Origin of the sequence: Nocardia sp. NPDC050713, from assembly GCF_040654315.1 — a bacterium.
Classification (GTDB): domain Bacteria; phylum Actinomycetota; class Actinomycetes; order Mycobacteriales; family Mycobacteriaceae; genus Nocardia.
Genome location: NZ_JBFAHS010000008.1, coordinates 235361 through 256705 on the forward strand (window position 1 = coordinate 235361; position 21345 = coordinate 256705).

Annotated in this window: 26 protein-coding genes; 9 read left to right on the forward strand and 17 right to left on the reverse strand. The window is 70.0% G+C overall.

The window, feature by feature from the left end:
- Nucleotides 1–178 precede the first annotated feature (178 nt).
- The 6 genes from AB0H49_RS17615 to AB0H49_RS17640 form a co-directional block, all read right to left on the reverse strand.
- The gene (locus AB0H49_RS17615; protein ID WP_357252526.1) at nucleotides 179–637 is read right to left on the reverse strand and encodes an AMP-binding protein; all 459 of its coding nucleotides are present in this window, start codon (nucleotides 635–637) and stop codon (nucleotides 179–181) included.
- A 188-nt stretch (nucleotides 638–825) separates the two neighbouring features.
- Nucleotides 826–2031 carry an FAD-dependent monooxygenase gene (locus tag AB0H49_RS17620; RefSeq protein ID WP_357252529.1) on the reverse strand — a complete coding sequence of 402 codons (1206 nt, stop codon included), beginning with the start codon at nucleotides 2029–2031 and terminating at the stop codon, nucleotides 826–828.
- A 244-nt stretch (nucleotides 2032–2275) separates the two neighbouring features.
- Nucleotides 2276–2926, reverse strand: a complete 651-nt coding sequence (locus AB0H49_RS17625; protein ID WP_357252532.1) for a PadR family transcriptional regulator — start codon at nucleotides 2924–2926, stop codon at nucleotides 2276–2278.
- A 308-nt stretch (nucleotides 2927–3234) separates the two neighbouring features.
- Complete coding sequence (locus AB0H49_RS17630) at nucleotides 3235–3492, reverse strand: S1 RNA-binding domain-containing protein (RefSeq protein ID WP_357252535.1); 258 nt, start codon at nucleotides 3490–3492, stop codon at nucleotides 3235–3237.
- A 379-nt stretch (nucleotides 3493–3871) separates the two neighbouring features.
- A complete protein-coding gene (locus AB0H49_RS17635) occupies nucleotides 3872–4177 on the reverse strand; it encodes a hypothetical protein (RefSeq protein WP_357252538.1) in 306 nt (101 codons plus the stop codon).
- Nucleotides 4178–4241: 64 nt separating this feature from the next.
- On the reverse strand, nucleotides 4242–4877 hold the full coding sequence (locus AB0H49_RS17640) for a TetR family transcriptional regulator (RefSeq protein WP_357252541.1): 636 nt from the start codon (nucleotides 4875–4877) through the stop codon (nucleotides 4242–4244).
- Between the two features lie 117 nt (nucleotides 4878–4994).
- Between AB0H49_RS17640 and AB0H49_RS17645 the strand changes: the two genes are divergently transcribed.
- Nucleotides 4995–5261, forward strand: a complete 267-nt coding sequence (locus tag AB0H49_RS17645) for a hypothetical protein (RefSeq protein ID WP_357252544.1) — start codon at nucleotides 4995–4997, stop codon at nucleotides 5259–5261.
- Nucleotides 5262–5391: 130 nt separating this feature from the next.
- Nucleotides 5392–6333 carry a sigma-70 family RNA polymerase sigma factor gene (locus AB0H49_RS17650; protein WP_357252546.1) on the forward strand — a complete coding sequence of 314 codons (942 nt, stop codon included), beginning with the start codon at nucleotides 5392–5394 and terminating at the stop codon, nucleotides 6331–6333.
- A gap of 25 nt (nucleotides 6334–6358) precedes the next feature.
- Here the strand turns inward: AB0H49_RS17650 and AB0H49_RS17655 are convergent, their stop codons facing one another.
- Nucleotides 6359–6991, reverse strand: coding sequence for a TetR/AcrR family transcriptional regulator (locus AB0H49_RS17655; RefSeq protein WP_355001091.1), 633 nt, complete (start codon nucleotides 6989–6991; stop codon nucleotides 6359–6361).
- 145 nt (nucleotides 6992–7136) lie between these two features.
- Here AB0H49_RS17655 and AB0H49_RS17660 point away from each other — a divergent pair, with 145 nt between their 5' ends.
- The 3 genes from AB0H49_RS17660 to AB0H49_RS17670 all read left to right on the forward strand — a co-directional run bounded on the left by AB0H49_RS17660 (nucleotide 7137) and on the right by AB0H49_RS17670 (nucleotide 8922).
- Nucleotides 7137–8012, forward strand: coding sequence for an oxidoreductase (locus AB0H49_RS17660; RefSeq protein WP_355001092.1), 876 nt, complete (start codon nucleotides 7137–7139; stop codon nucleotides 8010–8012).
- Between the two features lie 74 nt (nucleotides 8013–8086).
- Complete coding sequence (locus tag AB0H49_RS17665) at nucleotides 8087–8542, forward strand: transcriptional regulator (RefSeq protein ID WP_357252551.1); 456 nt, start codon at nucleotides 8087–8089, stop codon at nucleotides 8540–8542.
- A gap of 80 nt (nucleotides 8543–8622) precedes the next feature.
- The gene (locus AB0H49_RS17670; protein WP_355001169.1) at nucleotides 8623–8922 is read left to right on the forward strand and encodes a DUF3817 domain-containing protein; all 300 of its coding nucleotides are present in this window, start codon (nucleotides 8623–8625) and stop codon (nucleotides 8920–8922) included.
- Between the two features lie 277 nt (nucleotides 8923–9199).
- Here AB0H49_RS17670 and rdgB read toward each other — a convergent pair whose 3' ends face one another.
- The 10 genes from rdgB to clpS form a co-directional block, all read right to left on the reverse strand.
- Nucleotides 9200–9811 carry an RdgB/HAM1 family non-canonical purine NTP pyrophosphatase gene (rdgB, locus tag AB0H49_RS17675; protein ID WP_357252553.1) on the reverse strand — a complete coding sequence of 204 codons (612 nt, stop codon included), beginning with the start codon at nucleotides 9809–9811 and terminating at the stop codon, nucleotides 9200–9202.
- Complete coding sequence (gene rph, locus AB0H49_RS17680; protein ID WP_067790707.1) at nucleotides 9811–10584, reverse strand: ribonuclease PH; 774 nt, start codon at nucleotides 10582–10584, stop codon at nucleotides 9811–9813. Before rph ends, rdgB begins: the two co-directional genes overlap by 1 nt.
- Before the next feature lie 55 nt (nucleotides 10585–10639).
- Nucleotides 10640–11404 carry a cyclic nucleotide-degrading phosphodiesterase gene (locus AB0H49_RS17685; protein ID WP_357252556.1) on the reverse strand — a complete coding sequence of 255 codons (765 nt, stop codon included), beginning with the start codon at nucleotides 11402–11404 and terminating at the stop codon, nucleotides 10640–10642.
- Between the two features lie 204 nt (nucleotides 11405–11608).
- Complete coding sequence (locus tag AB0H49_RS17690; protein WP_357252558.1) at nucleotides 11609–12319, reverse strand: rhomboid family intramembrane serine protease; 711 nt, start codon at nucleotides 12317–12319, stop codon at nucleotides 11609–11611.
- A 69-nt stretch (nucleotides 12320–12388) separates the two neighbouring features.
- Nucleotides 12389–13351 carry a cysteine synthase gene (locus tag AB0H49_RS17695; RefSeq protein ID WP_357252561.1) on the reverse strand — a complete coding sequence of 321 codons (963 nt, stop codon included), beginning with the start codon at nucleotides 13349–13351 and terminating at the stop codon, nucleotides 12389–12391.
- A gap of 4 nt (nucleotides 13352–13355) precedes the next feature.
- Nucleotides 13356–13655: a MoaD/ThiS family protein gene (locus AB0H49_RS17700; RefSeq protein ID WP_355001097.1), complete on the reverse strand. Its 300-nt coding sequence runs from the start codon at nucleotides 13653–13655 to the stop codon at nucleotides 13356–13358.
- 33 nt (nucleotides 13656–13688) lie between these two features.
- Nucleotides 13689–14111, reverse strand: a complete 423-nt coding sequence (locus AB0H49_RS17705; protein ID WP_357252564.1) for a M67 family metallopeptidase — start codon at nucleotides 14109–14111, stop codon at nucleotides 13689–13691.
- Between the two features lie 187 nt (nucleotides 14112–14298).
- The gene (locus AB0H49_RS17710) at nucleotides 14299–15357 is read right to left on the reverse strand and encodes a P1 family peptidase (protein ID WP_357252567.1); all 1059 of its coding nucleotides are present in this window, start codon (nucleotides 15355–15357) and stop codon (nucleotides 14299–14301) included.
- 2 nt (nucleotides 15358–15359) lie between these two features.
- Nucleotides 15360–15929: a DUF2017 domain-containing protein gene (locus AB0H49_RS17715; RefSeq protein ID WP_355001100.1), complete on the reverse strand. Its 570-nt coding sequence runs from the start codon at nucleotides 15927–15929 to the stop codon at nucleotides 15360–15362.
- Between the two features lie 45 nt (nucleotides 15930–15974).
- The gene (clpS, locus tag AB0H49_RS17720) at nucleotides 15975–16295 is read right to left on the reverse strand and encodes an ATP-dependent Clp protease adapter ClpS (RefSeq protein ID WP_067790717.1); all 321 of its coding nucleotides are present in this window, start codon (nucleotides 16293–16295) and stop codon (nucleotides 15975–15977) included.
- Nucleotides 16296–16379: 84 nt separating this feature from the next.
- On the opposite strand from clpS, the gene AB0H49_RS17725 reads away from it, so the two are divergent.
- From AB0H49_RS17725 to AB0H49_RS17740, 4 genes are all read left to right on the forward strand, one after another.
- Nucleotides 16380–17693, forward strand: a complete 1314-nt coding sequence (locus AB0H49_RS17725; RefSeq protein WP_357252571.1) for a nicotinate phosphoribosyltransferase — start codon at nucleotides 16380–16382, stop codon at nucleotides 17691–17693.
- Nucleotides 17694–17859: 166 nt separating this feature from the next.
- The gene (locus AB0H49_RS17730) at nucleotides 17860–18429 is read left to right on the forward strand and encodes a nicotinamidase (RefSeq protein WP_355001102.1); all 570 of its coding nucleotides are present in this window, start codon (nucleotides 17860–17862) and stop codon (nucleotides 18427–18429) included.
- A gap of 67 nt (nucleotides 18430–18496) precedes the next feature.
- Complete coding sequence (locus tag AB0H49_RS17735) at nucleotides 18497–19042, forward strand: hypothetical protein (RefSeq protein ID WP_357252574.1); 546 nt, start codon at nucleotides 18497–18499, stop codon at nucleotides 19040–19042.
- Nucleotides 19043–19074: 32 nt separating this feature from the next.
- Nucleotides 19075–21120, forward strand: a complete 2046-nt coding sequence (locus tag AB0H49_RS17740; RefSeq protein ID WP_355001104.1) for an ATP-dependent DNA helicase — start codon at nucleotides 19075–19077, stop codon at nucleotides 21118–21120.
- Nucleotides 21121–21345: the final 225 nt, after the last annotated feature.

The window sequence follows — 21345 nt, forward strand, 5'->3', positions numbered from 1 at the left end:
GAGCGCGCTGTCGCCCGCGACGGGCTTCGACTCGTGTGGGAACGAGCCTTCCCGCGGATGAGTCGACCAGCGTGCGCATAGGAGTACTTCCCCTGGAGAGTCTAGCTCCGCACGCTGGTCGACAACTCGAAATCCGCATGTCAGGAAGGAGTTCCCGAAGCGGGACGTCGGCGCGTCGTCAGGACGCGCGCCGCATGGGCTCGCGCTCGGCGTCGGTGATCGGCGCGTCCGAGCCGGTGAGGTAGCGCACCAGCATCGCGCGGTCGTCGAGCAGCAGCCAGCCGATGGCGTCGGTCAGTTCGCCGCGCCGCGAGTGGGTGGTGACACCGAGCACGGCCGACTCGACCTCCACCGAACCGGACGTCGCGAGCACCGGGGTCGCGCCGGACTTGGCGATGGCCCACCGGGTGACGGCCGACTCGATGGTCGGCTCCACCGCCATGGCGACCGTGGTGCCCGGTCCGGCCCCCTCGCCGAGCAGCACCCTGGCGAGCCGATTCGACCATGAGTCCAGTTCGCCGTAGGTGAGGTCGCCGTCGGGGGTGGACACCGCGATGGCGGCCGGGTCGAAGCGGGTGACCGACGCGAGCGCGCCCGTCCGGGCCGGAACGGCAGGTGCGATGGTTTCGGTCGGCATTGCGGTGCTCCTCGGTATTCGGGCGGCGTTTCTTTCTGACTACTAATCTCGCCGTCCGGGGCCTTCCTCGACAGGAACCCCAGTGCTGCCTCCCCACCTCCGAGGGTGAACGATTCCCCACCCAAGGGGGAACACGCGAACCGCCGGTCGCGAACGGTTTTCGCGACCGGCGGTCGTGCGGTCCGCCGTCAGGCGGGGACCGGCTCCGACTGGACCGGCGCGGCCCAGTCGATGCGGTAGCGCTGCTCGGCGCCCATGGTCTTCTCGGGGTTCATCACCGTCTTCACCATCAGCGGCATGAGCAGATTCATCATCTTGCGACCCACCGGACCAGGCGTCTTGCTGCGGTTGATCTTCGCGGCGCGCGCCGCGACACCCTCCACCCGGCCGCGGCGCAGCCGCTCATAGGCCGCGAAGGCCGCCTCCGGCTCCGGCAGATCCCGCAGGCACCTGGCCAGCTGCACCGCGCTCTCGATGGCCAGCGAGGCGCCCTGCCCGGAGCTGTTGGACGGCGCGTGCACCGCGTCGCCGACCAGGACCATGCGGCCGCGGTACCAGTGCGGCACCGGCGGCATGATGTGCAGGCCGCCGGTGACCTCCAGCTGCTCCTCGGTGGTGCTCCGGGCCAGTTCGCCGCCGGGAGTGTCCGCGCCGTAGGTCTCGCGCAGGATCGACAGCCAGTGCGACGCCGGGACGGCGCGGGCCTCGGTGAGCGTCAGGTACTGCTGGTGCGGCAGGTTGGCGCCCCAGAAGACCCGTCCGTCACCGGTCGACCAGTACAGGTAGTACGCCTTCTGGCCGAAGGCGAAAACCATGGTTTCAGCGGGTATTTCGGCATCGCACTCGGTGGCCGCGCCGAAACCGAGCATGCCGGTGAACTGGGGGCCCGGCGCGTTCGGGTCGATCAGGCCGCGCACGGTCGACCGGATGCCGTCGGCGCCGATCAGCACGTCCGCGGTCGCGGTGCTGCCGTCGGCGAAGCGCGCGGTGACGCCGTCGGCGTGCTCCTCCACGCCGACCAGACGCTTGTCGAACTCGACGGGGACGCCCGCGGCCACCGCGTGATCGTGCAGCGTCTGGTGCAGTTCGGCGCGATCCACCAATTGCAGCGGCGGCTCGCCGCGCAGGGTGGGCACGTGGTGCCGGGTGCGGCCGACCGAAAGCATCATCTTGGACACCGGCTGCGCGATGCCGCGCACCGGATCGCCCGCGCCGATGACATCGAGCGCCGCCACGCCGTTCGGTGCGAGCGCGAGCCCGCTGCCGATGCCGTAGGACGGGCCGGGGTAGGCCTCGTAGACGCGGGCGTCGATGCCCGCCTTCAGCAGGGCGGTGGCCGCGACGGGCCCGGCGATGCCGCCGCCGACGACGAGTGCGGAACGGATTCTGGACATGAGGTATCTCCGAATGTGAGTCGGTTGGTTTCCTCGAACCGATCCGCGTACCGCGCACCCAGCTATCCTGTGGTTGCCAACCTCGTGGCCGGGTGCGCTCCGTGCGGGCACGGTTCGAGACGGTTTCATCGGGCTCGGCGGTGGTGTTGCCGCACCTCCGCCGGGTCCGGTCTCGTGTCGCCCCTGGCTGTCGCCGGGGACGGTGTCTCTCTGCTTCGGCGTTGTGCCTACTGAGACGTTCGGTCTACTGAGGCGCTTGCATCCCCCTTTCCACCATGTCGAAGACGTCGGACGACGCCATGCCGCCGGTATGCATCTGCCGCCACATCGCCAAGTCGGGGAAGGTGCCGTCGACCAGCTCCGCGCGCCAGGAGCGAGCCCACGCGGCCTCGGCCTCCAGCATCGCGAGCCCGTACTCGGTCTCGATCACGAACAGGCGGGGCAGCGTGCCCGCGAGCCCGTCCAGTTCCCGGCGCACGCCCGCGATGATCGCTTCGAGCGCGGCGATCCGGGTGGCGAGCAACTCGATCACCTCGTCCGGCGACAGCGCGCCGATCACCGACAGGCCCGCCGTGAAGGCGTCGCGCTCGAGCACCGGAGTGGCGATCAATTCTCTTGTCCAGTCGGACATTTCGGTCCGGCCCGCGTCGGTGATCCGATAGATGACGCGCTCGGGGCGCGAGCCCTCGCGTTCACTGCCGACGGGTTCGAGGAAACCGGCCTTGACCATGTTCTGAACCACCGTGTAGAGCGAACCCCACTTGATGTCCATGTCCTGGTCTTTGCCGCGCTCGCGCAGTTTCGAGGCGATCTCGTAGCGGTGCATCGGCCGTTCGATGATCACCGAGAGGATCGCGAGCGCCAGCAGGTTGTTCACCTTGCGCTTCGTGGCCATGGCACCTCCTTACTCGTTTACGAATATACGTGTGCGAGTATTCGCGTACAAGTATCGTTCGCGCGGGTAAGCATCGAGGATCGTGGGCGGCGCGGAGGCATAGCCCGATCGAGCGCTGCCGGAAGCACGTCCACAGCCCGCGCGTGCCCGGAGCGGATGCGGAGGTAAGCGCGCTGAACGCCCGAAGTCCCGCCCACGGACTGCGCATGGCCCGAGCGGTACGGAGATACGCATAGGCTGAAAGTGTGCGGAGGCAGGTGGAGTCTGCCTCCGCACACCTCTCTCAACCGGACGTCACGGACCCGGCATCATGCCGCGGCCAGGCTCACGCGGTAGCGCTCGGCGTCGATGGCCAGAATCCGGACCGCCATGGCGGCGCCGACCTGCGGTTCCGCCGACCAGTGCGACCATTCGTTGCGGTGCAGCAGACCGTGCACGCCGGGCGCGACTTCGAGAAAGGCGCCGAAGGGCACGATCTGGACGACGGTCGCGTCGAGCACACTCTGCACGCCGTGCGCGGCCGCGAATCGTTGCCACGCGTCGACGTCGAAATCGGTGTGGGACATGAGTTCACCTCCTTTCGCAGTCCCTGAGAAACCTTGCGGTACAGAGAAGAAGCGAAGGAGGCGGCGGGCCACGCGCCCGCCGGAGGGTCACCGAACGGCCGGGCGACCCATCTGTGTGCGGCGTATCGCCGACCCGGCAGTCACGAATTCAACCTAAAGGCAAGCGAACCCGGCGCGCAAGCCCGCTCCGGGTCGCACTCGACCGGTTCGCGACGGGACAGGACTTCGCCGGCCACGTTGACGCTCGGCGCGGCGGACGGGGCGGCGCATGCCCGGCGAGCACTACCCGCACTCTTGGGTTCTCACGCACGGAGTCATCCGACTGTGGCAGCTTCCACCTCGTCCAGGTGCTCCTCCACAAGCTTGGCGGCGACGCTCATCAGGGCTTGGTCGAGGAGCGCCCGATCGGCGGGGTCGCGATCGTCGTGGGCCCTTCCGCACGCGCCTTGCACATGGCCACCGCGACGGCGCGTTCGAGCAGACCCACGCGGTCGCTGTTCTCGGGCACCGAAAAGCCCTCTCCCACATCGGAAGCGCCCGCGCGTGCGCTGTCGCGCAACGGCACCTCCTTCAGGAACAAGGCCACCACGAATCCGGCCAGCGCGACCGGAACGACCCAGCGGAACACGTGGTCGATGGTCATGGCGTAGGCGTCGACGATCGGCGCGGACTGCGCCGGCGGCAACGCACGCAACGCCTCCGGGCCAGCGACACGGCAGCGAACGCCGCCGCCAGGCCCCCCTCGCGCGTTATCCGGCGCGCACGGCGTAGTCGCCCAGGCTCGGTTCCAGCGCGTCGAAGGCCACCCGGATGTACTCGGTCAGCGCCGCGGCGATCTCGTCGTTCGATTCGCCCGCCAGGGTGCGGCGCATGGTCTCCTCGAACAGCACCCGGTGCACGCCGCCGAGCTGGGCGGCGGCCACCCGTGGCGCGATGTCATCCTGCGCCGCATCGGTTTCCGCGGCCAGCGTGCGGGCCAGCGCCGCCTCCCTTTCCTCGTGGAACTCGCGCAGGCGCGCGAGCAGCGCGGGGCTCTCGGCGATCATCCTGGCGAACTCGAGACCGGAGAAGCCGACCACGGGGTCCTGCTCGGTGGCCGCGGTGCGATAGGCGCGCCGCAGCGCGGCCAGCGCCGACTGGCCCGGCTCCCGCTCGCGCACTGTGCTGGCGAGCTGGTCGACGAAGACCTCGCCGAGGTCGAGGGCGAGGTCTTCCTTGCGCGGGAAGTAGTTGGTCACCGTCATCTTGGCGACGTCGGCCGCGGTCGCGACGTCGGCGATCGTCACCTTGTCGAATCCGCGCTCCAGGAACAGCAGCGTGGCCTGGTGGGAGATGTTCTCGCGCGTCTGCTGCTTCTTGCGCGCACGAAGTCCCTGTTCGGTCATATCGGGAGCGTATACGATCCCGACATAAATTTATAGTTGACATATTTTTAGGTCTGATCTAAGTTTGTCTTCGCCGCCGGAGACGACGGCACGAACCGAGAAGGAGACCCCCTGCGCATGACCCACGGCCCCCAGACCGCAGCCCCGATTCACACCAGCCAGACCGACCGACAGGGAGCAGCCACCGTGGCCGACATCGACACCGCGCACCTCGAGACCGCGATCCGCCGACACCTCGGCGCCACGCCGATCCGCACCGGCAGCCCGATCACCGGATCGCACAACCTCTTCCACGGCGGGCCCGTTCGCCACGACAGCGGCGTCCAGCGCGCGCAGACCCATCGGGGCAAGCCGCGCCGTCCGCTGCGCATCCCGGGTCGCTGAGCGAAACCCGCTCGGCAATCCCCCGGCGGCGGGCCGCGCGCGAACCGCACCGCCCGCCGCCACCGGTGACCGGCATTCCCGAACCGCGCCGCCACCGGACCGGCTCCTCGCTCGACCGAAAGGACCACCCGTGCCCCACTCCGTCACCGCCACCCTCACCGAAGACCCGGTGCGGGACTACCTGCGCCACATCGGCCGCACCCCGCTGCTCACCTCCGGCGAGGAGGTAGCCCTTGCCGTCCGCATCGAGGCGGGCGTGCTCGCGCAGCAGCGCCTCGACGAAAGCGCCGACGCCGGAATCGAACTCACCCCCGCCGCGCGGCGCGAGCTGCGCGGCGCCGCCGCCGACGGGCTGTGCGCCAAGGACCACATGATCCGAGCGAACCTGCGCCTGGTGGTCTCGATCGCCAAGCGCTATCCGACGCCGACCGGGATGTCGCTGCTCGACCTGGTCCAAGAGGGCACCTTCGGCCTGATCCGCGCGGTGGAGAAGTTCGATCACCGGCTCGGGTTGAAGCTGTCCACCTACGCCACCTGGTGGATCCGCCAGTCCATCGGCCGCGCCCTCGCCGACCAGGGCCGCACCATTCGCATGCCGGTGCATGTCGTCGAGCTGCTCAACCGGGTCAACCGCACCCGGCGCACGCTCGCCCAGCATCTGGGTCGCGAGGCCACCGAGGCGGAGGTCGCCGCGGAGCTGGAAATGCCGGTGGCCCAGGTCGAGGAGGTGCTGCGGCACGGGCGCGAGCCGATATCGCTGCACACTCCGGTCGGCGACGGGGAAACCGAGTTCGGCGGGCTCATCCCCGACGACGCCCCCGACCCGGCCGATGTGGTCGCGGCGAGCATGCTGCGCGGCAAGCTGGACACGGTGCTCGCCACGCTCACCGACCGGGAACGCGAGGTGATCCTGCTTCGCTTCGGCTTGGATCGCGGCGAGGGGCGCACGCTCGAGCAGGTGGGCACCGCACTCGGCGTCTCCCGCGAGCGGGTCCGTCAGCTCGAGGCGAAGGCGATGGGCAAGCTGCGCCAGCCCCCGCGCGCGCGTCGCCTGGAAGGCCTGCTCGCGTGACGCGGTAGCCGAGTTCCGGTGGCGGTCAGGGGTTTTCGATCAACGCGATCGCCACCGGAACCAACAGCTCCACCAGAGCCGAGACCGGCGGCCGCGGATCGCAGAGCAGCCACTCGTGGGTGAGTCCGTTGATCGCGCCGATCAGGGCGCTCGCCGCCAGACCGGGACCGCCGCGGATGTGCCCGCCGGGCGCGACGCGCGGCACCACGGCCGATTCGAGCACGGCGGCCCAGGCATGCCTACGTTCGCGCCGGTGCCGCTCCATCCGATCGCTGACCCCGACCACCTCGATGAAGGCCACCTTGGCGCGGTACGGGTCGGCGCCCAGCGAGCCGAGGTAGGCGGTGAGCACCGCGGTCATCGCGGCGCTGGGGTCCAGGCGCGGGTCGAGGGTTGCCAGTGCGCCGCCCACGGCCGCGACGGCGTCGTCCTGGATGCGGTCGTAGGCCGCGGCGAGCACGTCCTCCCTGGTCTCGAACTCCTCGTAGAACTGCCGCTTGGAGAGCCCTGCGGCCGCGCACACGTCGGCGAGCGAGCATTCCGTGTACCCGCGTTCGGCGAAGAGGCGCGTCGCAGCCTCCAGGAACCGCAGCCGCCGTTCCGCCTTGCGCTCGGTGACGGCGCGCCCGCCGTATTGCCTCCCCACCGTGGTCGTCACGTCTTCACCGTAGCGAACCTCGCGCGGGGGTAACGTCACCGAATCCCGGCGCGGCAGTGCCGGTGCGAGTGTCTGGGCCGATATTCTCCCCCGCGGGTGCGCGCGCTTCCTTCCCTCCGAACTTACTCCAGAGTAAGGTTGGCCCATGGCGTGGAAACCTACCGAACTCCCGGACCAGACCGGGCGCACTTTTGTCATCACCGGCGCGAACGGCGGCCTCGGCGCGGAGACCACCAAGGTGCTGGCCGCCAAGGGCGCGACCGTTGTGATGGCCTGCCGCAATGCCGCGAAAGCCGAGGAGGTGGCCGCCGCGATCCCCGGTGACGTGCGGGTCGCCGCGCTCGACCTCGCCGACTTGGCCTCGGTGCGCAAGTTCGCCGAGCAGTCCGGCGAGATCGACGTGCTGGTGAACAACGCGGGCCTGATGAACATCCCGTTCTCCCGGACCGCGGACGGCTTCGAGACCCAGTTCGGCGTCAACCATCTCGGTCACTTCGCGCTGACCGGACTGCTGCTCGACCGCATCCGAGACCGGGTGGTCACGCTGGCGAGCATCGCGCACAAGCAGACACCGAAGCTCTGGATCGACGACCTCAACTACGAGCACCGCCGCTACCAGCGCAATCTCGCCTACGCGCAGGCCAAGCTGTCGAACCTGATGTTCGCGAGGGAGTTGCAGCGCCGCCTCGCCGAGTCCGGCTCGAAGAAGCGCTCGTACGCGGTGCACCCGGGTGTCTCGGCCACCGACCTGTTCGCCAGGACCGAGACTCCGCTCGACCGGATCAGCAAGCCGTTCATCCGCCTGATCGGCCACGCGCCCGCCAAGGCCGCGCACTCGACGCTGTTCGCCGCCGGGATGCCCGACCCCGATCCCGACACCTACTGGGGCCCGACCTGGTTGTTCGGCAGCCAGGGACCGGTCCAGCCGTCGTCCTCCACCAAGCTGTCGAAGAACCCCGAATTGCAGCGCCGGCTCTGGGCGGAATCGGAGCGGATGACCGGAGTCACGTACAAGTTCTGAGGCGCGCGCGGCGGGGAGAGCCGAGCGTCGACCTGCTCCTACGCACCCTGTAGTAGACGGGTACCGTAGGAGGCGTGTCCGCTTCTCCCCGCCGCTCGGCACACAATCGCCCGGCCCTGATATTGCTGGTGATCGTGGCCGCCCTCGCCTGTCTGGCGCTCGGCTGGTGGCAGTGGGAACGCTTCGAGTCGTCCAGCGGAACCGGCCAGAACCTCGGGTACGCGCTGCAGTGGCCGCTGTTCGCCGGGTTCGCGGTGTTCGCCTACTTCCGGTTCGTGCGACTGGAGACCGAAGCCGAGGAGCAGGACGCGCCGAGCACCGCGCCGCAGCGGACCGACTCCGCGCGGAAGGCCGCGCCGCGGGAGATTCCGGCGGGCATCCTGCCGGAGCGTCCGACGGCCGCGCGCGACGACGACCCGGTGCTCGCCGAATACAACAGGTACCTGGCGGCGCTGAACTCCAAGGAGCTCGACGGCCAGGTTCGCCGGGCGGGCTTGGACACCCGCAACACCGAGAGGAGCGCCGGTTGAGCGCCAGCGAGAACGAGACCACCGTCGCCACCGAGCCCCAGGCCGCTCCCGCGCAGGCCAAGGCGGCGAACACCGCCAAGATCGCCTCGGCGCTGCTGCGCTACCGGGTGCTCGCCTGGACCACCGGCCTGTGGCTGCTGCTGCTCACCGGCGAGATGATCGCCAAGTACGGCTTCGACGCCAACCCGCCCAGCTGGATCGCGGTCGTGCACGGCTGGGTGTACTTCATCTACCTGATCGCCACGGCCGACCTGGCGGTCAAGGTGCGCTGGCCGATCGGCCGCACCGTCGGCACCCTCATCGCGGGCACCGTCCCGCTGCTGTCGTTCTTCGTCGAGCACACCAACGCCAAGCAGGTCAAGAACGACTTCGGCGTCTGATCGGGCGGCGTTCGATCCAACGCGTAACCCGCCGAATTCCGGCTGCCGTGCAGGCCACTAGGCCGCGAAGCCGCACCCCGTGGGGTGCGGTCCTCCGCGAGCGCGGCAGGCCATTGGTTCGGCGACCGACCCGCGCGACGTCAGTCCTCAGCGTGCGCGGTGTCAGTCTCGAGCGAGCACGGCGCACAGGTCACTGGCCTTCGCGACCGGCCCGCGGTGTCAGTCCTCGCGAGCGCGGCGCGCGTGCGACTGGGCTCCGCGATCAACCCGCGCGGTGTCAGTCCTCGGCGAGCGCGGCCAACGCGGGCAGCAACTGCCGCAGCGCCCGCCCGCGGTGCGAGGCGGCGTCCTTCTCGGCGGAGGTGAGCTGCGCGGCCGAGACCGTGCCGCCGTCCGGAACGAACAGCGGGTCGTAGCCGAAACCGCCCTCGCCCACCGGCTTCTGTGCGATCGTGCCCGGCCACTCGCCGCGCACCACGAGTTCCGTGCCGCCGGGCACCACCAGCGCACAGGTCGAGACGAAACGCCCGCCGCGCCGCTCGTCGGGGACGTCGGTCAGCTGGGCCAGCAGCAGCGCGTTGTTGGCGGCGTCGTCGCCGTGCCTGCCCGCCCAGCGGGCCGAGAGCACTCCGGGCATGCCGTTGAGCGCATCCACCTCGATACCGGAATCGTCCGCGACACAGGGCAATCCGGTGGCGGCCGCACCGTCGCGGGCCTTGGCCAGCGCGTTCTCCTCGAAGGTCGCGCCGGTCTCGGGCGCCTCCTCGTAGGCGGGCACGTCGTCCAAGCCGACGATCTCCACCCCGGCCACGCCCGCCTCGTCCAGGATGCGGCGCAGTTCCTTCAGCTTCTTGCTATTACGGCTGGCGACCAGAACGCGGCGGCTCATCACTTCTTCTTCGACGTCTCGACCGGCTCCGGCAGCACGCCGGGATACGGCAGCGCCAGCGCCTCCTTCTGCACCGTGAACAGCTGCTCGCATCCGGCCAGCGCCGCGTCGAGCAGCTTGTCCAGGGTGGAGCGCGGGAAGGTGGCGCCCTCGCCGGTGCCCTGGATCTCCACCAAGGTTCCGGTGTCGGTGGCGACCACGTTCATGTCGACCTCGGCGCGCGAATCCTCTTCGTAGGGCAGGTCGAGCCGCACCCGTCCGTCGACGACGCCGACGCTCACCGCGGCGATCGCGCACGAGATGGGCTGCGGATCGGCGAGCCCGCCGGAGGCGCCGAGCCAGGTCACCGCGTCGGCGAGGGCCACGTACGCGCCGGTGATGGCCGCGGTGCGGGTGCCGCCGTCGGCCTGGAGCACGTCACAGTCGATGGCGATGGTGTTCTCGCCGATGGCCGCCAGGTCGATGCAGGCGCGTAGCGAGCGTCCGATCAGCCTGCTGATCTCCTGGGTGCGCCCACCGACCTTGCCCTTCACCGACTCACGACCGGAGCGGGTGTGGGTGGCCGCGGGCAGCATCGCGTATTCGGCGGTGAGCCAGCCGAGTCCGGAATCACGCCGCCACGGCGGCACGCTCTCGGTGACGCTCGCCGTGCACATCACCCGGGTCTGACCGAACTCCACCAGCACCGAACCGGCTGGATGCGTGGTGAATCCACGGGTGATACGTACCTCGCGGAGCTCATCGTCCGCCCTGCCATCGGCTCGTCTCGACACGGGGCCAGCCTAGTGGACGACTACGACGCGCTCCGACCGCAACCCCGGCGCCCCGTCAGATGTCGAAGGTCTCCCCCGGCGCGACGGCGTGCACCGGGCCGGCGAACTCGGCCTTGGCCTCCGCGATGACGTCCTCGCGCGAGGTCCACGGCGGAATGTGGGTCAACAGCAGTTCCTTCACGCCCGCGCGCGCCGCGATCTGACCCGCCTCGGTACCCGAAAGGTGGATGCCCGGCGGACGATTCGCCGGATCGTGGGTCCAGGAAGCCTCCGACATCAGGACGTCGGCGCCCTGCGCGAGTTCCAGCACGGCGTCGCACATCGCGGTGTCGCCGGTGTAGACGAAGGTGCGACCCGCCTTGGTGGTGATACGCAGACCGTAGGACTCCGGCGGGTGGTACATCCGTCGCGCGACGACCGTGTGGCCCGGACCGAACTCGATCTGCTCGTCCTCGATCCACGGCCGCATGTCGATCACGTCGGACCAGTCGTCGCATTCGCCGCCGACCTCGGCCGAGGCGTTGCCGATGCGCAGCGCGGCGTCGGAGGGTCCGCGTACGATCGCCCGGCCGACCGGCGGGGTCGGGTGGTAGCGCCGCCACACCAGCAGACCGGGCAGGTCGAGGCAGTGGTCCGCGTGCAGGTGGGTCAGGAAGACGTCGACCTCGCCGGGATCGGCGTAGCGCTGCAACGCGCCGAGCACACCCGGGCCGAAATCGATGACGGTCGGATTCATATCCGGGCCGGTCAGCAAGTATCCCGACGCTGGGGAGTCCGGGCCGGACACACTGCCCGAGCACCCGAGGACGGTAAGGCGCATGCCCTCATGCTGCCACGACGAATTCTCGGTCACGAAATGGTCCCCCAAAATCTCCGACGGGCTGCGCTCTCACCGTGGTGCGCCAAGGATCCCCGCTCGATCCTTCCTACGGCGTCGACGTCCATTGTCAGAGCGTACCCAGCCGCAGGGCGGCTCACGCAGCACCCGCGAAATCACGGATCCGCCAAAAGATTCCGGATGGTCTCAGGCGACCGTCGGCGTTGTGGCGCGCCGTTGCCGCGGCGCCAGCAACCACGCCGCGACGACACCGCCGATCGCGCCGAAAAGGTGTCCCTGCCAAGAGATTCCGTCCTGCCCGGGCAACACACCCCAGAGCAGCGAGCCGTACACCACCAAGACGACGAGCCCGAGCACGATCTGCCCGGCACTGCGGGTGAACCAGCCGCGCAGGATGAGAAAGGTGAGCCACCCGAAGACCAGCGAGGAGGCGCCGATGTGCACGGTGCCGTCGGCGCCGGTGAGCCAGGTGCCCAGCCCCGCGACCACCCAGATGACGGCCGTCGCCGCGAGCCCGCGGCCGATGCCAGCCGCCAGGACGAGGAAACCGAGGACGAGCACCGGCACCGTGTTGCCCATCAGGTGGTCCCAGCCGCCGTGCAGCACCGGAGCCCAGAGAATGCCCCACAGCCCGTCCGCCTCACGCGGTTCGATGCCCGCGCGGTCGAGTTCGCGGCTGTCGACGGCGTCGACGCCCTCGATGGCGTACAGCAGCAACACGAACCCGGCGATCAGCGCACCGGCCCGTAGCCAGAGTTGCCGCAGCGCCGCGAAGTCGCCCGCCCGCTGCGGTCGCGTCGGCGCCGCGCCCGGCGTCACCGTGCCGGGGTTACCCAGCCGCGCACGCAAGGCCGCGATGCGATCCGAATCGAACGAGGGCCCGAGTCCGCCGGTCATGGCAACCTCCTGATCGATGCCACAGCTCGTTCTTCGAGCGTACCGACGCGGAACCGGGACCCGTGCCGATCAAGCCCAGAGCTGACCTTCCAGCCGCTCCTCGGCTTCTTCCAGCGTGCCGTCGTAGGCGCCGGTCGAGAGGTACTTCCAGCCGCCGTCGGCCACCACGAACGCGATGTCGGCGCGCGTCCCCGCCTTGACCGCCTTGCGCGCGACGCCGAGCGCCGCGTGCAGGATGGCGCCCGTCGAGATGCCCGCGAAAATGCCCTCCTCGAGCACCAGTTCGCGGGTGCGCTTGACCGCGTCGAACGGGCCGACCGAGAAGCGGGTGGTCAGCACGGTCTCGTCGTACAGTTCGGGGATGAAGCCCTCGTCGATGTTGCGCAGGCCGTAGACGAGTTCGCCGTACCGCGGTTCGGCAGCGACGATTTCGATGTTCGGGACCTTCTCCCGCAGGAAGCGTCCGGTGCCCATCAGGGTGCCCGTGGTGCCGAGGCCCGCGACGAAGTGCGTGATCTCGGGCAGGTCCGCGAGCAGCTCGGGTCCGGTCGTCTCGTAGTGGGCGAGCGCGTTGGCGGGATTGCCGTACTGGTAGAGCATCACCCAGTCGGGGTTGGCCGCGGCGATCTCCTTCGCCTTGGCCACCGCCTGGTTGGAGCCGCCCGCCGCGGGCGAATCGATGATCTCCGCACCGAACATGGTGAGCAGCTGACGCCGCTCCACCGAGGTGTTCTCCGGCATCACGCACACCAGCCGGTAGCCCTTGAGCTTGGCCGCCATCGCCAGCGAGATGCCGGTGTTGCCGCTGGTGGGCTCGAGGATGGTGCAGCCGGGTGACAGCAGACCGTCGGCCTCGGCCTGCTCGATCATGCGCAGGGCGGGGCGGTCCTTGATCGACCCGGTGGGGTTGCGATCCTCCAGCTTGGCCCACAGCCGCACGTGGTTCTCGCCGTCCCACTGCGGGGACAGCGTGCGCAGGCCGACCAGCGGGGTGTTGCCGAGGGTCGCGATCAGCGATTCGTAGCGGGCCACGGACTCAGCTGATCCGGTCGACGTGCGTCCGCGAGCCACCGGCGACCGCGGGCAGGATGGTGACGCTCGCGCCCGCGGGCACCTCGGCGGCCAGACCACCGGAGAAGCGGACGTCCTCGTCGTCGACGTAGATGTTGACGAAGCGGTTCAGCTTGCCGTCCTTGAGCAGGCGCTCGGCCAGGCCGGGGTGGTTGGCGTCGAGGTCGTCGATCAGCGCGGACAGGGTCGCGCCCTCGGCCTGCACGCGCTTCTCGCCTCCGGTGAGGCCGCGCATGATGGTCGGGATGGACACGGTTACCGACATGGGTACTCCTCGGTTTTCGTCAGGGCTCGGGGGTCAGGCGGTCTCGTAGGAGGCGACGATCCGCACCGGTTCTTCGGTGACCTCGCCGTCCAGGATCCGGTAGCTGCGCAGCTCGTGCTGTTCGGGGTCGCGTGTCGAGACCAGCACGTAGTGCGCGTTGGGCTCGGACGCGTAGGAGATGTCCGTGCGGCTGGGGTAGGCCTCGGTGGCGGTGTGAGAGTGGTAGATCACCACCGGCTCCTCGTCGGCGGCGTCCATCTCGCGCCACACCTTCAGCTGTTCGCCGGAATCGAAGCGGTAGAAGGTCGGCGAGCGTTCGGCGTTGACCATCGCGATGAACCGCTCCGGCCGATCGGAGCCCTCCGGCCCCGCGATGACCCCGCAGGCCTCGTCGGGGTGGTCGGCGCGGGCGTGCGCCACCATCGCCGCCACGAGGTCGGCTCTGATCACCAGCACTAGTCGAACCCTTCCGCATATCTTCGCCGACCGGTCACAGCCGACAACGAGCCAGAATATTCGCCTATTCCCGCCGCCTCGCTCCCCGGTCCTTGTTTCCCACCTTCGTCGGCACACAGGTTCTGATCATCGGTACGGCGTGTCGCGCGGCGAGTCGATGTGTGGCAGGGCGAAAAGGTCTGTGGGGTCAGCGCAGGAAGAGGTCGGCGTAGGTGGGGATGGCGGCGACGGGGGTGGCGGTGAGGATGGCGTTGACGAGGGCGCGTTCGACGCACAGTGCGGCGGCGGTGCAGAGGGCGTCGAGGAGCAGCAGGTCGTCGGGGAAGGCGGGCGGGAGCGGGACGGGCGCGATCCGAGCGGTTCCGGTGGACACGGCGAACAAGGTGTCGCCGTCGAGCGGGGAGTGCGCGGGCCGGATGGCGCGGGCGAGGCCGTCGTGCGCGGTGGTGGCCATCCGACGACATCCGGCTGGTTCCAGTGGCGCGTCGGTGGCGACGACGCCGATCGTGGTGTTGAGAACGGTGCCTTTCACCGGCAACGCGTTCGCCCTGGCCAGGCGCTCCGGACTGGCCGGACGCAAGCCGAACCACTCGGGTCCGTCGGTGCCGACTCCCCACGGCAGACCGGTGCGCGGATCGAATACCGACCCGACCGGGTTGGCGACCACCAGCGCGGCAACGGTGACACCAGCGGCAGGACCGTCACCGAGCACCAGGCTCGCGCTGCCGATGCCGCCCTTGATCGATCCGGCGCGCGCACCGACCCCCGCGCCCACCGAGCCGCGCGCGAAATCGGCGGACGCCGCGGCGGCGGCGCGGTACCCGAAATCGGCGGTCGGCCGCGTGTACCAGTCGCCGACCGGGAGATCGAAGATCACCGCGCCCGGCACGATCGGCACCACCCGGTCGGCGTCTTCGGGATCCATCGGAATGCCTTCGCCGTGCTCCTCCAGCCACCGCATGACGCCGTCGGCGGCGGCCAAGCCGTAGGCGCTGCCGCCGGTGAGCAAGATCGAGTGGACCTGGCGAACAGTGTTGGACGGGTCGAGCAGATCGGTCTCGCGGGTGCCGGGTCCGCCGCCGCGCACGTCGACGGCGGCGACCGCACCGCCCGGCGCGCGCACCACCGTGCAGCCGGTGGCCGCGCCGGAACCGAGGGTGGCGTCGGGGTCGAGGGCGTGGTGATGGCCGACGAGCAGACCGGCGACGTCGGTGAGCGAATCGCGGGGGCCCGGCACTGCGTTCATGGTCAGGGAGCGAGCGCCTGCAGCAGCGTGTCCTGCATCCAGGTCAACCAGTGGTAGACGTCCAGGTGCGGACCGCGCGGATCATCGGGCTCCAAATGGTCGGGCGTGTCGGCCTCGATCCCCAGCACGGTGCCCAGCGCGAGCCGGACGTCGGTGAGCGCGGTGAGCCACGCGTCGGCCTGTTCCGGAGTGAGCACGATCTTGCCGCCGTCCGGCGGGACGGTGTCGAGCACCACCGCGCCCGCGGCGAGCTTGTTATCGATGATCTCCGGCTCGTGCAGGCCGCGCAGCGCGCTGTTGAGATCGGCGCGATCGGCATCCGGGGAACCGGGCTCGGCGCGATGGAAGTCCGGCAGCAGCCGCAGCAGCCGCGGGTCGTCCGGCGGGGCCGTGTTGCCGGTGCGCAGGCCGGTGAGCGCGGCGAGCTCGTCCTCGGGCGCCGACTGCGAACGCTCGGTCAGCAGCCCGGACACCGCGCCGACCAGGGAGCGCAGTACCCCGGCCTCTCTCGCGTCCATCTCGGTCCGCAATTTGAGGCCGCTCAACGAGTTCTTGCGGCTCCACTTACGCACCGCGCCTGCTCCGTTCACGCACGAGCGCCAGGGTAGTCGTACCGATCAGTCGTCCCGTTGCATGGTCGCCCACAGGCCAGCCGCGTGCAGTCGACGGACGTCTTGCTCCATTTTGTCGCGCGATCCGGACGACACCACAGCCTTCCCTTCGTTGTGCACCTGCAGCATCAATTCGGTCGCCTTGGCTTTGCTGTACCCGAAGAGCTTCTGGAAGATGTAGGTGACGTAGTGCATCAAGTTGACCGGGTCGTCCCACACCACGGTCACCCACGGACGGTCCTCCGCCTCCAGGATCTCGGTGTACTCGACCGCTTCCGGAGTCGCCTGTGCCGCCGACAGTGTCGAGTTCGTTTCGCACAAGCTCATAACGTCCAGGGTACGACTCGACTCCGGAGATACAACACCCGCGCACCGCCCGCCCCGCGAGTCCCGCTGGCTACAGTGGCCGGTGTGGACCACCGCGACGCCGTCGCCAGCACCGCGCTGCTGACCGACCAGTACGAACTCACCATGCTGGCCGCCGCGCTCGCCGACGGCTCCGCGCATCGCACGTGCACCTTCGAAGTATTCGCCAGGCGCTTGCCGCACGGCCGTCGCTACGGCGTCGTCGCCGGAACCGGACGTTTGCTCGAGGCGCTCGCGGACTTCCGGTTCGGGGAATCGGAACTGGCGATCGTCGCCGAATTCCTGGACGAGCGGACCCTGAACTGGCTGCGCGACTACCGGTTCACCGGCGACATCGACGGCTACGCCGAAGGCGAACTGTATTTCCCGGGTTCACCGGTTCTTTCGGTGCGCGGCAGCTTCGCCGAGTGCGTCGTGCTGGAGACGCTGGCGCTGTCGATCCTCAACCACGACAGCGCGATCGCCTCGGCCGCGGCACGCATGGTGAGCGCCGCCGCGGGCCGCAGGATGATCGAGATGGGTTCGCGGCGCACTCACGAACTGGCCGCGCCCTCGGCGTCCAGGGCCGCCTATCTCGCGGGCTTCGACGCCACCTCGAACCTGGAGGCGGTACGCCGCTACGGACTGCCGGGCGCGGGCACCAGCGCGCACGCCTTCACCTTGCTGCACAGCGGCGCCGACGGCGCGCACGAGGCCGCCGCGTTCCGCAGCCAGGTCCAGACGCTCGGCGTCGGCACCACCTTGCTGGTCGACACGTTCGACATCACAAGGGGCGTGGCCGCCGCGATCGAGGTCGCGGGCACCGAATTGGGCGGTGTGCGCATCGATTCCGGTGATCTCGGCGTGCTGGCCAGACAGGTGCGCGATCAGCTCGACCGACTCGGCGCGAAGAAGACCCGCATCATCGTCTCCGGCGATCTGGACGAGAACGCGATCGCCGCGCTGCGCGCCGAACCCGTCGACGTCTACGGCGTCGGCACCGCGCTCGTCACCGGATCGGGCGCGCCGACGGCAGGCATGGTCTTCAAGCTGGTGGAAGTGGACGGGCTGCCGGTCGCCAAGCGCAGCAGCCACAAGGAATCGCGCGGCGGCACCAAGAAAGCCGTTCGGCTGGCGCGCGACACCGGCACCATCGTCGAGGAGATCGTCTACCCGGCGACCGGCCCCGCGCCCGCGTCGGGGGAATTCGAGGCGCGGCAGTTGCTGGTCCCGCTGGTGCGTGACGGCAAAGTCGTCGACGGGCTGCCGACCTTGGCCGAGGGCCGCGCGCTGGTGTCGAGCGGTTTGATCAGCCTGCCGTGGGAGGGCCTCAAGCTCTCCGACGGCGAGCCCGCCATTCCGACGACGTTCCTGAACTGAGTGGTCACCGGCTCGAGGTGACCTCCAGCGTGTCAGGCGGGGTGAAGGTCGGGTTGGCGCTCATGATTCCCTCCGTACGAATCGAATTCGCCGGGTGAGACGAGGCGGCAAGAGGTAATCACCGGCGGGGTAGTCTTCGCTTACATCACGCGAAAGGTGTCATGAGATGAACCGGGCGTTGATCATCGTCGACGTACAGAACGACTTCTGCGAAGGCGGTTCGCTGGCCGTCGACGGAGGCGCCGCGGTCGCCGATCGCATCAGCGACCACGCGACCACCGGCGATTACGCCGCCGTCGTCGCGACCCGCGACTATCACGTCGACCCGGGCGCGCACTTCTCCGCCGACCCGGACTACGTGGACAGCTGGCCCCCGCACTGCCGCGCGGGCACCCCGGGCGCCGACTTCCACCCGAATCTGGACACCGCGCCGATCCAGGCGGTCTTCTCGAAGGGCGAATACTCCGCCGCCTATTCGGGTTTCGAGGGCTCGACCGCCGAAGGCGTCATTCTCGCCGAGTGGCTGCGCGAGCACGACATCGACACCGTCGACGTGGTCGGCATCGCCACCGATCACTGCGTGCGCGCCACCGCGCTGGACGCCAGGTCGGCCGGGTTCGAGACGCGCGTGCTGCTCGAGTTGACCGCGGGCGTTGCCCAGGCCACGACCGACAAGGCGATCGATGAGATGCGAACCGCAGGCATCGAGGTCGCGGGGGAACTGCCCGTTCGCTAGACGGTTGGTCACACCGCCGCTCGTCCCGGCACGGCCGGACCTTCGGCTGCCCTTTAGAGTCCCGCCCGTGGATTACCGATTTCCGGCGAGCGCTCGCGCAGCCGTCGCCCGGGCGCTGGCCGACGCCGACGACATCGCCCGCGCCGCGGACATCGTCTTCTGGTCCAACCCGGCGACCGAGGAACTGCGCGCCGACCCGGTCCGCCGCCGCACCGCGCTGCCGCCCGCCTTCGCCAACCTGATGGTGCTCGCCTCGCTGGACGAGCATGTCGGCGACCGCGGCTTCGGCCGCTACCTCGCGCGGCGGGTAGACGAACTCCCCTGGGTACCCGGCGCGCTGCGGGCCGCGGGTATGCCGGGGCTGGCGGCCGCGGTGGTGGTCGCCGGGTACGAAGCGCTCGCGGAATCGCACGACGACGCCGACCTGGATCGGCTGTGGGACGACGAGTACGCCGTGCTCGACAACCCCGACCAGATCAGGCAGCCGCCGGACAGCTCGCGGAAGAACCGTGCGGACGCGCTCTACGACGCCAACGAACCCGCGGATTTCCAGCGACGCGTGCTGGAGTACGCGCGCGCCAACCTGGACGACTTCGTGCGGCCCGACCGGTGAACCGTGTCGGTGCCGAGCAGTAGGCTGCACGCGTGCCCGAACTGCCCCCAGTCTCCGACCTTTTGGCCACCGCCGTGCACGCGCTCGGCGGCAAGGAGCGCTCCGGGCAGGTGACGATGGCGACGGCCGTCGACCACGCGATCGATACCAAGGAGCATCTGGCCGTGCAGGCCGGGACCGGCACCGGCAAGTCGCTGGCCTACCTGGTGCCGAGCCTGCGGCACGCGGTGCGCACCGGGCGCACGGTGGTGGTGTCGACCGCGACGATCGCGCTGCAACGCCAGCTGGTCGACCGCGACCTCCCCCGCCTCGCCGAGGCGCTGGCCAAGCCGCTCGGCCGCCCGGCCCGCTTCGCGATTCTGAAGGGCCGCAACAACTATCTGTGCCTGAACAAGATCAACAGCGCCATTCCCGACGAGCCCGCCGAGGCCGAGCTGTTCGACGCGTTCGCCATCTCCCGCCTCGGCCGCGAGGTGCAGCGCCTCAACGACTGGGCCTCGAACACCGAGACCGGCGATCGCGACGAACTCGCGCCGGGTGTGACCGACCGCGCATGGCGCCAGGTCAGCGTGTCCTCGCGCGAGTGCCTGGGCAAATCGCGCTGCCCGTTCGGCCAGGACTGCTACGCCGAGCGCGCCCGCGCCGAGTCCGCACAGTCCGACGTGGTGGTGACCAACCACGCGCTGCTCGCCATCGATGCCATCAGTGGCATCCAGGTGCTGCCCGAACACGATGTCGTCGTCATCGATGAAGCGCACGAGCTCGTCGACAGGGTCACCGGGGTGGCCACCGCCGAGCTGGCGCCGACCGCGATCAGCGCCGCCGCCCGCCGCTGCGCCAAGCTCATCGACGAACGCGAGCTGGATCGGCTCGAAGGGGCGGCCGAGGCCTGGCACGAGGTCCTCGACGCGTTGCCGCCCGCCCGTTGGGACACGATGCCCGAGGGCGTCGCGCAGGTGCTCGCCCTGGTGCGCGATGCCGCGTGGAACGCCCGCACCGAACTCGCGCCGCCCGGCAGCAGCACCGCGCAGGGCGATCCCGAGACGGCGGCCGCCCGCAACCTGGCGGTCGCCGCGATCGACGAGATCCACGACAGCGCCGTCCGCGCGCTCACCGCGTTCGATGAACCCGATCCGGCGTCCCGGCGCGACGTCATCTGGCTGGCGGCCGAGGACGCGCGCGGCGGCGTGCCGCGCAAGACGCTGCGCATGGCGCCGCTGTCGGTGGGCGGACTGCTGCGCTCGCGGCTGTTCGGCACCGCCACCGTCGTGCTCACCTCGGCCACCCTGCAAATCGGCGGGTCCTTCGACGGGCTCGCGGTCACTTGGGGCTTGCCCGCGCAGTCCCCGAACCGCCCCGACACCGGGACGGCCAACGGCGCGCAGGCGCCGTCCGACACCGAGACCGTGCGCTGGAGTTCGCTCGACGTCGGCTCCCCCTTCGACCACGCGAAATCCGGCATCCTCTACGTCGCCAAGCATCTGCCACCGCCGGGCCGCGACGGTCTGCCGCCCGCCTACCTCGACGAGATCGAGCGCCTGATCGACGCGGCGGGCGGACGCACGCTCGGCTTGTTCTCCTCGATGCGCGCCGCCCGCGCCGCCACCGACGCCCTGCGCGACCGCCTGAACACCCCGGTGCTGTGTCAGGGCGAGGACTCGACGGGCGCGCTGGTGCGCAAGTTCGCCGACGATCCGGAGACCTCGCTGTTCGGCACCCTGTCGCTGTGGCAGGGCGTCGACGTGCCCGGCCCGTCGCTGAGCCTGGTGATCCTGGACCGCATTCCGTTCCCCCGGCCCGACGACCCGCTGCTCGCGGCCCGGCAGCGCGCGGTCGAATCCCGCGGCGGCAACGGTTTTCTCACCGTCGCGGCCAATCACGCGGCGCTGTTGCTCGCCCAGGGCACCGGCAGGCTGCTGCGCAGCGTGGACGATCGCGGCGTCGTCGCGATCCTCGACTCCCGGTTGGCCACCGCCCGCTACGGGGGTTACCTGCGGGCCACGCTCCCGCCCTATTGGGAGACGGCGGATCCAGAGGTGGTCGTGAAGGCGTTGAAACGCCTCACGGCGAACGTCTGACCGCGTACGTCCCCGCCGGGAAGACGCTCGACCGGACTCACCGGCGGTCGGTTTCCGCTCGTGCCCTACGTTGCCCGGCCGTCGAGGCCGGATCGCGAATCCCGGCCTACCGCACTGTGGGAACCAAGCTGTGACACCTCTCACAATCAACTGTCGTTGATTCCGCATGGAAGTAAATTGGGCGGTGGTACTTCGGTGGACCCCAATTCCCGCACCGGACGTATC